This is a genomic window from Chryseobacterium sp. 'Rf worker isolate 10' (assembly GCF_050753305.1).
Taxonomy (GTDB): Bacteria; Bacteroidota; Bacteroidia; order Flavobacteriales; family Weeksellaceae; genus Chryseobacterium.
On record NZ_JBOZOF010000002.1, the window covers coordinates 128389 to 141830 of the forward strand.

At 35.2% G+C, this 13442-nt stretch carries 13 protein-coding genes; 7 read left to right on the plus strand and 6 right to left on the minus strand.

The genetic code is table 11. The annotated features are described in order from the left end of the window. Positions 1-73: 73 nt before the first annotated feature. Positions 74-1735 carry an ABC transporter ATP-binding protein gene (locus LKL37_RS10620; protein ID WP_431610555.1) on the minus strand — a complete coding sequence of 554 codons (1662 nt, stop codon included), beginning with the start codon at positions 1733-1735 and terminating at the stop codon, positions 74-76. A 91-nt stretch (positions 1736-1826) separates the two neighbouring features. Here LKL37_RS10620 and LKL37_RS10625 point away from each other — a divergent pair, with 91 nt between their 5' ends. The 5 genes from LKL37_RS10625 (at position 1827) to LKL37_RS10645 (ending at position 5654) form a co-directional block, all read left to right on the plus strand. After that, on the plus strand, positions 1827-2732 hold the full coding sequence (locus tag LKL37_RS10625) for a transcription antitermination protein NusB (RefSeq protein WP_431610556.1): 906 nt from the start codon (positions 1827-1829) through the stop codon (positions 2730-2732). 1 nt (position 2733) lies between these two features. After that, complete coding sequence (locus tag LKL37_RS10630) at positions 2734-3240, plus strand: DUF1573 domain-containing protein (protein ID WP_431610557.1); 507 nt, start codon at positions 2734-2736, stop codon at positions 3238-3240. Positions 3241-3250: 10 nt separating this feature from the next. Next, on the plus strand, positions 3251-3604 hold the full coding sequence (yajC, locus tag LKL37_RS10635) for a preprotein translocase subunit YajC (RefSeq protein WP_431610558.1): 354 nt from the start codon (positions 3251-3253) through the stop codon (positions 3602-3604). A 145-nt stretch (positions 3605-3749) separates the two neighbouring features. Continuing rightward, a complete protein-coding gene (locus LKL37_RS10640; RefSeq protein WP_431610559.1) occupies positions 3750-4484 on the plus strand; it encodes an SDR family NAD(P)-dependent oxidoreductase in 735 nt (244 codons plus the stop codon). A 324-nt stretch (positions 4485-4808) separates the two neighbouring features. Further along, positions 4809-5654, plus strand: a complete 846-nt coding sequence (locus LKL37_RS10645; RefSeq protein ID WP_431610560.1) for a mechanosensitive ion channel family protein — start codon at positions 4809-4811, stop codon at positions 5652-5654. A 67-nt stretch (positions 5655-5721) separates the two neighbouring features. Here LKL37_RS10645 and LKL37_RS10650 read toward each other — a convergent pair whose 3' ends face one another. Further along, a complete protein-coding gene (locus LKL37_RS10650; protein ID WP_431610561.1) occupies positions 5722-6264 on the minus strand; it encodes a hypothetical protein in 543 nt (180 codons plus the stop codon). Positions 6265-6444: 180 nt separating this feature from the next. Here LKL37_RS10650 and LKL37_RS10655 point away from each other — a divergent pair, with 180 nt between their 5' ends. Continuing rightward, a complete protein-coding gene (locus LKL37_RS10655; RefSeq protein ID WP_431610562.1) occupies positions 6445-7014 on the plus strand; it encodes a Crp/Fnr family transcriptional regulator in 570 nt (189 codons plus the stop codon). A gap of 185 nt (positions 7015-7199) precedes the next feature. Then, entirely contained in the window at positions 7200-8468 is a 1269-nt protein-coding gene (locus LKL37_RS10660; RefSeq protein WP_431610563.1) for an adenylosuccinate synthase, read from the plus strand. A 46-nt stretch (positions 8469-8514) separates the two neighbouring features. On the opposite strand, the gene LKL37_RS10665 is transcribed toward LKL37_RS10660, so the two are convergent. From LKL37_RS10665 to LKL37_RS10680, 4 genes are all read right to left on the minus strand, one after another. Next, the gene (locus LKL37_RS10665) at positions 8515-9108 is read right to left on the minus strand and encodes a hypothetical protein (RefSeq protein ID WP_431610564.1); all 594 of its coding nucleotides are present in this window, start codon (positions 9106-9108) and stop codon (positions 8515-8517) included. Between the two features lie 189 nt (positions 9109-9297). After that, positions 9298-10629: a M12 family metallopeptidase gene (locus tag LKL37_RS10670; protein ID WP_431610565.1), complete on the minus strand. Its 1332-nt coding sequence runs from the start codon at positions 10627-10629 to the stop codon at positions 9298-9300. A 501-nt stretch (positions 10630-11130) separates the two neighbouring features. Further along, positions 11131-12885: an aspartate--tRNA ligase gene (gene aspS / locus LKL37_RS10675; RefSeq protein ID WP_431610566.1), complete on the minus strand. Its 1755-nt coding sequence runs from the start codon at positions 12883-12885 to the stop codon at positions 11131-11133. Positions 12886-13023: 138 nt separating this feature from the next. Beyond that, positions 13024-13386 (minus strand): hypothetical protein, encoded by a 363-nt coding sequence (locus LKL37_RS10680; protein ID WP_431610567.1) that lies wholly within the window; start codon positions 13384-13386, stop codon positions 13024-13026. Positions 13387-13442: the final 56 nt, after the last annotated feature.

Sequence of the window (13442 nt, forward strand, 5' to 3'; positions counted from 1 at the left end):
GAACAAATATAAAAGAATTCTTTTAATCACAAAATTTTTTTTATGATTTATTTAACAATTGAGAACGAAATGGCTAAGCAGTTACAGAATTGGTAATTTCCGTAAGGTTGAGAATTTGATCCGCTTTTTGAGCGCTAGACTCTCTGTGTGTGATAATTATGGACGTTGCGTTACTTATTTTTTTATCAATATTTTCCAGAATATTCTGCTCTGTTTCGGTATCTAAAGCAGATAGAGAATCGTCAAAAATGATGATATTAGGGTCTTTAATTAAGGCTCTTGCAATACATATTCTTTGTTTTTGGCCTCCCGAAAGCATTACTCCGCGTTCACCAACAAGTGTTTTATATTGCTCTTTAAACTCAACAATATTTTTATGAACATCTGCTATATTTGCATATTCTACTACTTTCTCATGAGATGGATGATCAATGGCAAAACCAATGTTATTTTCTATAGAATCAGAGAATAAATAACTCTCCTGAGGAATATACCCGATAAAGTTTCTGTAGTTGTTCAGATTATGTTCTTTAAGGTTTTTACCGTCTATTAAAATTTCCCCTTCGGTAGGATCTATTAATCGGCACAACAGTAAGGCAATTGTGGATTTTCCACTTCCGGTTTTCCCCATAATAGCTAACGATTCTCCGGCTTTTACTTTAAAGCTTAAATTATCCAGCGCTTTGATTCCCGTATTAGGATACACATAAGAAACATTCCTGAACTCGATGTCACCTTTGATAGGGTAATTTTCAAAATGAGTATTAATGATCTCTGATTTTTTATCCATGAATTCATTGATCCTTTGCATTGATGCTTCAGCTCTCTGGTTCACAGAAGTTACCCATCCTACCATAGAGAAAGGGAAAATCAAAGTGTTGATGTACATGAAGAAATCTGCAATTTTACCAATACTCAATTCTCCGGCAATATATTTGGTACCTCCGATCCAGATGATCGCTACATTCAATAATCCGATAACAAAAAGAATAATCGTAAAGAAATAAGCCTCTGTTTTGGCCAGATCCAAAGCCTTGTTCTGATAATCCGTTACCTTAATTCCGTAGTTTTTTTCAATATATTTCTCCCTGGCGAAGAATTTTACCACACGAATTCCCGAAAAGCTGTCCTGAACGAAAGTTGAAATCGCAGACTGGCTTTTCTGCATAATCTTCGATTTTTTATTGATAATTGAACTTACCTTATAAATAGCAAAAGATAAAATGGGAAGCGGAAGTAAAGTCCATAACGTCATCGAAGCATCCGTTTTCACCATATAAATAGCCGTGATCACTACAAGAACAATCAAGTTGGCCACATACATAACTCCCGGACCAAGATACATTCTTACTGCCACAACATCTTCACTTAATCTGTTCATTAAATCTCCGATGGTTGTCTGCTTATAGTCCGTTAAAGATAAATCCTGATAATGTCTGTAGATTTTATTTTTAAGCTCGTATTCTATCCTTCTGGAAGCAACAATAATCGTTTGTCTCATCATAAAGGTGAAAATTCCGGTGAGAAGTGAACATCCTACAATAATTCCAACATAAATCAGAACCTGATTATTAAAACCAAGGTTTCCACTTTTTGTAAGTTCATCCACAGATTTTCCTACAAACTGGACCTTATATATATTGAAGAAATTACTGGCAATGATAAATAGTACCCCCCAAAACAACAGCATTTTGTGTTTCCAAAAATAGGGGTTTAAGGTTTTTAGCGCTTTCATATAGTTTCACAAAATTACAAAAATGTCATCACACTACGAATTTCATCAATTTTAAATTTTGTATCTTTGCACCCATAAAAAAGCTCTTTGAATGTTAGGAAGACGACAAATCCGTGAAAAAGTAGTACAGACAGTGTATTCTTACTACCAAAATCCTGTAAAATTTGATGTTTTAGAGAAAAACATGTTTGCCGGGATAGAGAAAATCTATTATCTATACATCTATCAGCTCAACTTTTTGGTGGGTCTGAAAGATTTGGCAGAGAACCAGATCGAAATTGGTAAGAATAAGTTTCTTAAAACTGATGCTGACATTAATCCTAACCAAAAATTCATCAACAACCAGGTATTGCTTAAACTTGAAGAAAATCCTGAAAGATTATTCTTTACAGGCCAGCACAAGCAATTGAAATGGGATATGCATGATGATTTATTGGTGAAGACTTTCCAGAGAATAACGGCTGGAAAACGTTATCAGGATTTCATGAAAGAAGAAGGATACTCTTTTGAAGAAGATCAGAAATTTATTGGTAAGCTATTCTTAAGATATATTGCTGAAAATGAAGATTTTCATGACTACTTAGGAGATAAGGAACTTTCATGGTATGATGATATCCATATCGCCAATTCAATGGTACAAAAAACAATCGGTTTCCTGAGAGAAGATGAAGAAAGCAGAACTTTGATCAAAATGATTAAAGATGAAGAAGACAAAACATTCGCTGCAAAATTGTTGAGAGATACCCTGAATAACTGGGAAAACAATGAAAAAAAACTGGAAGAAAGATTAGAAAACTGGGATCTGGAAAGAGTTTCTCTAATGGACAAAGTAATTTTGTCTACATCAATTGCAGAGCTTGATAACTTTGCTTTCACCCCTTCAAGAGTAATCATTAATGAATATATTGAAATTGCAAAAGTATTTGCTACAGACCGTTCCAATATCTTCATCAATGGTATTTTAGATAAATATTGTAAAGATCAAAATAGAATATAAAATGAAAAAGACGTTATCAATTATCGCCTTGTCTATTATAGGCTTTGGGTTAGTTTCATGTAAAAAAGAAAACAAAGAAACTCAAAGTACTGAAACTGCAACTACAGATTCAGCATCTGTTGCAGCTCCGGTAACCACTGATTCTGCAGCAGCACCTGTAACTGGTGAAGCAGCTGCTCCGGTTTCTAACGAACCATCTACTTCTGTTGCTTTATCTGAAAACAGCTTCGATTTTGGAAAAATCAAAAAAGGAGATAAAGTACAGCATGTATACGAAATTACCAACACGGGTAAAAATCCATTGATCATTTCTGAAGTGAAGCCAGGGTGCGGATGTACAGCTCCTGATTTTACAAAAGAGCCAATTATGCCTGGTAAAAAAGGAAAAGTTACATTGCATTTTGATTCTTCAAGCTTTGACGGAAACGTGCAGAAGTATGCAGACGTTTTTGCAAACGTAGAAAAAGCTCCAATCAGATTAACGTTCACGGCGAACATTCAACCATAATATTTAAAATATGTTGACACTATTTTTACAGGCAGCAGGTGGATCTTCACCTATGATGCTGATCATGATGGGAGTAATGTTTGTTGGGTTTTATTTCCTGATGATCAGACCTCAGATGAGAAAACAAAAGCAGGAGAAAACCTTTCAGGAAAACCTTAAAGTAGGAACTAGAGTAGTTCTTACATCTGGTCTTCACGGAAGAATTGCTCAGGTTCAGGATGACGGTTTTGTGATCGAAACATTATCCGGAAAACTGAAATTCGAAAAAGCAGCGGTTTCCAGAGAAATGACAGAATCCCGTTTTGGAGATAAAGCAAAATCTACTGATGACAAAAAAGAAACAGCAACTGAAGAAAAGAAATAATTCAGTCTGAAGATATTGAGATGCGGCGGGTGAACAAAGTTCACCCGCCGCAATTTTTTATATAGAATAAGTTGAGAAGTCTTTGTTTCCACTTGTCAAAACAATTAGTGAAAAGAGTGTTTAATAAAAAAATTATCTTTGCTATATGAATCAAAACACAAATAAAACAGTTCTTATTCTGGGTGCCAATTCGGATGTGGCAAAACAATGTATTAAGCAATATGTAGAAAAGGGGTTTGCAGTAATTGCAGCCTCCAGAAATACGGCCTCTCTGGAAGATTTCATTCATTCAAATCATCTTGACCGTTCAAAAATTACTGTTTTATATTTTGATGCAGCAGATTTTGATTCTCATCATAAATTTTATTCTGATCTTTCCATAAAACCTCATATCGTGGTATATGCTGCAGGGTTCTTAGTAGATAATCAAAAAGCTTTGACTGATTTCAGAGGAGCAAAGCAAATGATGGAAGTCAATTATATGGGAGGAGTTTCTATCTTAAGCATTATTGCTATGGATACAAACAATAAAAACCTTGAAAGAATTATAGGTCTCTCTTCCTTGTCCGGAGTGAGAGGACGAAAAAGTAATTTTGTCTATGGAAGTACTAAGGCTGCGTTTACACAGTTTCTTGCCGGGTTGAGACAAGAGTTGGCTTCCCGTAATATTATTGTAAATGCTTTAGTCATCGGTTATATCAGAACAAAGATCAATGAAGGGCTTGAGTTGAACGAATCGTTGATTATGGAGCCTGATTATGTGGCAAAATTCATTGTAAATGCCGGAAATTCTTTTACCATTGTTCCGAATTTTAAGTGGAAAATCATTTATTGTATTTTAAAAATGCTTCCGGAAAGTCTGGCCGCAAAACTTCCTTAATGGGATAGTAAATAATTAATCAATAAAAAGTTTACACAATATTAATTTCCGAATAATGGACTTCGGTATCGTTTTTGTAATTCTATGACCGAAAAATTATTTCTTCCTGTAAGATTCAATTTCTGAATGATTATTGAGTAAAGCTGAAACAATCTGTTCTGCTTTCAATCTATTTTAATCTATAATATTATTTACTTTCACTCAAACAGTGTAAGGTGAATTTCTTTTTTGAAGCGGATTATACTTTTGTTCAATTTCATTTTAAATCTGGCAGGAGATATCAATACATCATTGATATTAAGAGTAAAAAAATACAATACAAAAATGGACGATTTAGAACTGAACAAGATTCAACAGCACTGGGACACATTAATTTCTTCAGCAATTTCATGGGCACCAAGAATTTTTACTGCAATTATTTCTGCATTATTAATTTACCTGATTGGGTCCTGGATGATAGGAATGATCAAAAAACTGGTGGAAAAGGCATTCAAAAAACGTAATATGGATGCTTCCCTTCAGCATTTTCTTTTAAATATTGTCAGCTGGGGACTTAATATTCTATTGTTTATTGTTGTGGTAACTCAGCTGGGAGTTCAGACTTCAGCATTTGTTGCAATGATTGGTGCCGCCAGTTTAGCATTAGGTTTAGCTTTGCAGGGATCACTGACCAATTTTGCAGGTGGAATATTGATTTTATTATTAAAACCTTTTAAAATAGGCGATTTTATTTCCACCAATTCAGGAGTTTCCGGGACTGTAGATGCAATAGATATCTTTCAGACAAAACTGATCACGCCGCAAAATCAATTGATCGTTATTCCAAACGGAGTGGTTTCAAACAATAGTATTACCAATTTTACCCAATTAGGAACAAGAAGAACATCATTGGATATTGGAGTTGCTTATGATGCAGATCTTAGGAGGACAAAAGAGATTTTGATGAACGTTATCAGGAATAATCAATATGCTCTTGCAACACCTGCTCCACAGGTAGTGGTGACGGAATTGGGTGAAAGTGCCGTGAATGTATCGGTAAGAGTAAGTGCTTCTACTGAAAACTTCTGGGCCATGAATGAAGAACTAATCATCGGTTGTAAAGAAGCTCTCGATAAAGCGGGAATAGGAATTCCTTTTCCACAACGGGATATTCATGTTTATAATCAATAATTATATTTAATTTTTTAATAAACTCCTGCATTGCAATAATGTGGGAGTTTTTTTAATCCAATCATCCTTAATTTTCTTTTTTAGAATACTGCTGAAGAAAATCTAATAAAATGGTATAATCTTGCCCCTTAAATTCAGACTCTGTAAAAACGAAATTGATTTTATCATTGAGCATACTCAAAATAAGATATTGATCAACAATTTTATACGTGACTTTACTCCAGACACAATTTATAGTGGTAAATGGATTTTTAATGGTAATGCTATTCTGATAAAGTGTTATAAAGCTGACTTCATCTTCTCTTCTAAGATTTTCAATGAGCTCTTCTATCAGGCTAAATGTTTTGATTTTAGCGTTGAAATACTGATAAATAAGTAAAATAATGTAGCCGATAAATAGAAAACTGCCATATTTAAAAATGATAGAAACTGGTCCCAGTGCAATAGCCTTTAAAGGTAAAAAGCCCAATACAAGACATACTACGGTATAAATAATAGCCTTTTTAAGTTCAGTAAGATGCTTCTTCCATGTGTATCGAAAGAAAAATTTTTGATTTTCCCATTCTATATTTTCTTTAAAATAGAGCTGTAGCTTGACTGATTCGTCCATGATAATAGTTTTGCGTGCAAAAATATTGAAATTATTCAGTGTTTAAAGCCGTTTTAACCATATACTTTTTATTAAAAAAACTTCCGGTTCCTTTTTTAATGCTTTTTGCCAAATGACAATTGTTTTTATCAGTTAGTTTTATACCTTTATCTTACTGCAATCCGTGGTTACAACATAAATATGGAAGAGCTTTTTACTTATATCAAAAAATTTGGAACACTGAATCCTCAGGATGAGCTTCTGATTGCTGAAGGCATTCAGGAAATCACTGTAAAGAAAGGAGAACCTTTTGTAGAAGCAGGAAAGGTGAGCCAAAGAATTGCTTTTGTAAAAAAAGGTGTTTTCCGATCTTTGTATTATAACAAGCTGGGTGATGATTTTACCCGGTATTTCATCTATGAAGGGAGATTTATCGGAGATTTTCAGGGGTTTAGAGATCAGCTTCCTGCACATGAAGATATTGAAGCTATTACCGATGCTGTTTTGTTGGTGATAGATCTTAAACATTTTAAAATTCTGGAAGAGAAAATTGCTGTATGGCCGGTTTTATTTGCCAGAATCCATGCTTTTGTTGTGGAGAATAAACTGAAGGTAGCCAGTATCATGCTGAATCAGGATGCGAAAGCACGCTATATTCATTTTTTAAATCATTATCCGGGTCTTGCCAATAGAGTTCCACAATCTATGCTGGCTTCTTATCTTGGCGTTACACCCTCTTCTTTAAGTAGGATCAGAAGAAATATAGTTTAGAATTATCAGTGATAAATGATAATTGATAGATGATATTATTTTGAGTGGGAGAGTAATAGAGTTTGTAAGTTTACTAACTTCTAAAATCTGGCTTCTAGTTTCTCAATAAATCTCTTTTTGTCAAATGGCAATGGTCTTTCTATCTGACTGTCATAGCTTTGCTTCATAAAATTTAAAGTACGAATATGGATATTGTATTAGGATTACAATGGGGTGATGAAGGAAAAGGAAAGTTCATTGATCTGATCAGTGAAAATTATGACATTACAGCACGTTTTAATGGCGGATCTAACGCTGGGCACAGCATAGAAAGAAATGGGCGCAGAATTACGCTTAAAATGATTCCTTCGGGGATCTTTATGAAAGGAGTGCAGAATGTGATTGGTACGGGAACGGTTCTGGATCCTGTAAGTTTTAAAAAAGAAATTCTGAATCTCCAGACCTTTGATGAAACGGTTCAACCGGAAAACAATATTATTATTTCGCTGAAAGCTCATTTTGTATTACCTACTCATAAACTTTTGGATGTTTTTATGGAAGAGAGTTCTGATTATACCACAATCGGAACCACCAAAAATGGGATTGCACAGGCCTATTCCAATAAAATTTTAAGACAGAATGTAAGAGTAGGAGATATGTTTGCTCCGGACTTTAAAAACAGGGTACAGCATATTTTGGAAAGAGATTATAAAATGTTGACCGCAGGAGGAATGACGCTTCCTTCTCTGGAGGAAATAAGCGATGAATTTTTTGCAGCGGTAGATTTCCTGAAGAGATTCAGATGTACTGAAACCGAAATATATCTGAACAATGCTTTGGCAGAAGGGAAAACAATATTAGCCGAAGGTTCTCAGGCTGCGATGCTGGATATTGACCATGGAACCTATCCTTATGTAACTTCTTCTTCAACCACTGCTTCAGGAGCAAGCAGCGGATTAGGTGTTTCACCGAAAAAGATCGGTGAAATCTTTGGGATTGCTAAAGCTTACTGTACAAGAGTAGGAAACGGAGTTTTCCCTACGGAACTGTTTGATGAATTAGGGGAGGAAATCAGAACAAAAGGAAATGAGTTTGGTTCTAATACAGGACGTCCGAGAAGAACAGGCTGGCTGGATTTACCTGCTTTAAAATATGCAGTAATGATCAACGGTGTAACTCAGCTGGTTTTAACTAAAGCTGATGTGTTAAGTGGCTTGAAATCCGTAGCAGTTTGTACCCATTATGAGCTGGAAAATGGAGAGATCGTAAATGTTTCAGGTTTGCTTCCGGAAAACGGAAAGCCAATATTGAAATGGATGAACGGATGGGATGCCGATTTTTCTAGCATGAAAAGCCCTTCAGAACTGCCAAAAGAAGTCATGGAATTTCTGACATTCTTAGAAGCAGAATTGAGAATTCCGGTGGTCTATCTTTCGACCGGGCCAGGAAGAGAGCAGATGATAAAAATGAAATGATTTTTACAAATAAAGAAAGCGGGATTGAGTTCCGCTTTTATTTTTTTCAGTTTTGAATAAACTCAAGATCAAGATAGTAATTTCCGGGAATATATTTATCAAAGTAGACCGTTGTTGAAAGGTACTGATTCTTAAAAATTTCTTTTAAAGTTAGCTTATCAACATTGGTAAATGCTGTAAGCAAGCGGGTAGAGTTCTCTTCCGTATATTCTACGGTGATTTTGGTTTTTACAAATTCAATACCTGTTTTGTTGTAAAAAATATTAACATAATCATTTTGGTCTTTTCCTACACCAAAAACAAAATTTTCTATCATAGCATTTCTCAAATCTACATGGCCACATATTTTGTACCTTTTTATATCCTGAATGATAAGGTCTTTATTGAAATTTTCTAGTGGAAATCCTTTTTCACTTTCAATAATCGAATGAATATAATAATAAACAGGAGCAAGAATAAGAATTCCGATTACAAAATAACCCCCTTTAAAATCTAAACTATCATTATATTTTGAATAGCCGATTCCGTGAAATAAGAAAAAAAGACCAACCAAACAGATGATGGCGATGGCGATGTTCCACGGTGTCCATTTTTTGTTTTTCAGGAGTGGGTTACTTGTCTTTTCCTCTGATTTATTCATCTGTAATTTTCTATTGAGATATAAAAAACGGGGCAAATACCCCGCTTTAAATTTATGCTTTTAAATTTAATTGTAATTACAGTTCGTCAAGCTGTGCATCTGGAATAGAAACAGGTGCGTCGATCATTACATTTCGTCCCGAATTATTCCGAAATTTATTTCTAACCTCTTTATTGGTATGAAAAAAGTTTAGTTAACTTTTGTAAGTATAAAACGCTGCTTTGTAGAAGGCTGAACTGTCTGGTCCGTAGTGCCGATTACAATAGGAGTAAGATTGGTTGTAGTACCATTTTTTACCTCTAATCTCAATGCCGGTGCATTCTTGGGAGCGAATCCAAAACCATTATTTCCTAAATTGAATAATAACCATTTCTGAGCATCTGTATTGGAATTGGTTCTTAATTCAACAGCGGTTCCATTTGTTGTTCCGTTACTTTTTACGGTTAATACTTTTGTAGGATCCAATATGGATTTGATGATATAATATCCATGATCAGACTTACTGAAAGTAAATTTCTGGTTATTCCCTGTAGACGCTGAATACAGAATGATGCTGGTACCATCTGTAGTGGAACTTCCGGAAATATCTAAATTTTTATCATTCGCTAAAGCTGTTGTCATGGTATAAGTTCCATTGATTGCAGAAGTGGCATTAACTGGTCCATACAAATAATTGATTCCGGCATAATCACCAGCAGACAATCCTGTTCGTTGCTTGGTAAATGTTGATCCGTCCAGCTTAGTCATTACCGGTTGGCTTGCGTTTATAGCAAAGTCTGTAGACTGGTACATCATGACTGATCCGAAATCAAACGCACCATGTCCTGCATAATCATTGTAAAGATTGAAGTTGTGACGACTTCCTTCTACGGCTTTGTTAACATCTACAATAATGTACTGATCTCTGTCCGGGCGGCACTGCTCATGCATGATTCCCATTGAGTGCATTATTTCGTGAGCAATAATTGCGGGATACGTGGTATTATAAATTTTAATACCGTTAACTCTGTTTTTCTGCCATCCAAGTGGAGAACTGTTGGTGGTTGTATAAGTAAAGGTGATATATTCTGTCTGATTGGTACGTTCAACAAACTGCATACTGGTTTGAGAAGAAATCATATCAAACGCCTTGTTGATATTGGTGAGGAACGTATTGTAATTCTGTGTGCTCAGACTTCCCTGGCTGGGTAATGTATAATAGACGGTTGCATTCGGCCATGTCTTTATAAAAGAGCTTACAATGGTGCTTTTCTCTGCTGTAGATGTTTCAGGATTGGCCTGCTTTTGTAATGTATTAAACTGTTCTGGGCTAATCGTAATATCTTCTGCATAAAAATATTCTCCATTGATTTCATTGACATAGGTGTATTTTCCGTCAATTAATAACTTGTGAATTTTTGTGTTGGCTAAGTTCTCTGTTGTTGGCTCCATTGAATCTGTCTGTGCATTTTCAATATCCGACCTGCATGAATTCAGTGCCAAAACAAGGCATCCTGATAATAGTAATAGTTTGCTTTTCATATTATTTAATTTTGGTTTGGTGATCAGGTTGTAAAATATGAACAGCTATAGTATTACCCTACGCAAAAGATTACAAAATAAGTTAAGTCCTAATTTTGATTAAATCATCATTATAACCCAGCTGTATGTTGTAAATATATTGATAATATATTATACTTGAATACAACATAATATATTGATTGTTTTATTGTGTTTTTATTCTATTTGTGTATTAATTTCGTTTATTGTCTTGTAACGTTTTATTTTTTACTATTAAATTTAAAATTAAGTTATTTCACGAATATTTGATATAGAATGTAAAATTGCATATTATACTAATATTACGTCTGTTTTGTTGATAAATTAATAAATTTTGCTGAATTTTATAATAATATGAACCTTGAATAATGTTATTTCATGAATATTGTTTGGAGAATAATGTTGTCAGTGTAAAGCTTTGACACATTAAAGGTTACTGAAATTTGAATATAAAAAAAGCGGGGCAAATACCCCGCTTTACATTTATGCTTTTAAATTTAATTGTAATTCTAATTCGTCGAGCTGTGCATCAGCAATCGAAGCAGGTGCATCAATCATTACATCTCGTCCTGAATTGTTCTTAGGGAAAGCGATATAATCTCTGATCACTTCGTTACCGTCAAGAATAGCTACCAAACGGTCAAATCCGAATGCCAAACCACCGTGTGGCGGAGCTCCGTATTTGAATGCATTCATCAGGAATCCAAACTGAGCTTCTGCTTCTTCTCTGGTAAATCCTAATAAATCGAACATTTTAGACTGAAGATCTCTGTCAAAAATTCTGATAGATCCACCTCCGATTTCGTTTCCGTTCAAAACCATATCATAAGCGTTGGCTCTTGCTTTTCCTGGATCGGTTTCCAGCAGGTGGATATCTTCCGGCTTTGGAGATGTGAAAGGGTGGTGCATTGCATGGTAACGTCCACTTTCTTCATCAAATTCCAATAGAGGGAAATCAACTACCCAAAGTGGCGCAAATTCGTTTCCTTTTCTTAGTCCCAAACGGTTTCCAAGTTCCATTCTCAACGCTGAAAGCTGAGCTCTTACTTTATTTTCGTTTCCGGAAAGAATCAACATTAAGTCTCCTTCTTTTGCTCCGAATTTTTCAATAATTTTTGCTAAATCTTCTTCGTTATAGAATTTGTTTACCGATGAGGTTTTCACTCCGTCATTCTGGAATTTTGCCCAAACCATTCCTGAAGCCCCGATCTGAGGACGTTTTACCCAATCAACAAGCTCGTCGATTTGTTTTCTCGTATATTCTGCACATCCTTCTACATTGATTCCGACAACCAATTCTGCATCATCAAATATCTTAAAGTCTTTTCCTTTTACCAGTTCATTCAATTCTACGAACTCCATTCCGAAACGGATATCCGGTTTGTCATTTCCGTATTTTTGCATCGCATCTGCGAAAGTCATTCTTGGGAAAGCTCCGAATTCCTGACCAGTAATATCTTTTATCAGCGTTTTAGTCATTCCTTCGAATACGTTCATGACATCTTCCTGCTCTACAAAAGCCATCTCACAGTCGATCTGTGTAAATTCCGGCTGTCTGTCGGCTCTTAAATCCTCGTCACGGAAACATTTTACAATCTGGAAATATTTATCCATTCCACCTACCATCAAAAGCTGTTTGAAAGTCTGTGGAGACTGTGGTAATGCATAAAACTGTCCCGGATTCATTCTGCTTGGTACTACGAAGTCTCTTGCGCCTTCCGGAGTAGACTTGATCAAAACAGGAGTTTCTACTTCAATGAAACCTTCCTCAGATAAGTAATTTCTTACTTTCTGTGCCATCTTGTGACGGAAAATCAGTTTATCTTTTACCGGATTTCTTCTGATGTCCAGGTAACGGTATTTCATTCTTAATTCTTCACCGCCGTCTGTTTCATCCTCAATAGTGAAAGGAGGAAGCTGAGAGTCGTTCAGAATAGTCAGTTTTTCTACCAGAATTTCAATTTCCCCTGTTGGGATATTAGGGTTCTTGCTTACTCTTTCAATAACTTTTCCGGTAGCCTGAATCACAAATTCACGGCCCAGTTTTTTTGCTTCTTCCATCAATTGTGCAGAAGAGCGGTCCTGGTCAAAAACCAGCTGGGTAATTCCGTAACGATCTCGAAGATCTACCCAAATCATAAATCCTTTATCACGGATAGTCTGTACCCATCCTGATAGTGTAACTTCTTCATTCAGATTTTTCAGAGATAGCTCTCCGTTGGTGTGTGATCGAAACATAATTATTTGTTTAAAGTTCAATGTTTAAGGTTCAATTCCGAACCTTGAATTTTTCGTTGGCAAAGATAAGATTTTTGCAGGTTTTATAAATAAAAAAAACTTCCTTTCGGAAGTTTCATATATTGTTTTTAGGTTTTTTTAATTTCTATTGCCTCCTTTTGCAATCAGAATTTTCTTTACTTCTTCGCTGCCCTTAGTTTCATCAGCTACTTCAAGAGGGGTTCTGTTCTGACATTTTTTGTTTACACTCGCCTTGTTGTCCAGAAGAAAATTAATAATGTTCTTTCTGTCGGACATTACACTAAAACCAAGAGGTGAATAAAGGATATCTCCCACGAGGAAGCATTTGTTGTAATCTCCCGGTGTAAACTGTTTTTTAAATGTTGCTACATCATCAGAATAAATGGCTTTCATCTTTTCCTGACTCATCTTCTGAGCAGATAGCATGCTGCCAGACAGTAACATTCCCAATAGAAAAGTAGTAGAGATTATTTTTTTCATAAGGATAATTTTTAAGAATATACAAATCTAAATTAAATTTTATTACCAATTGCTAA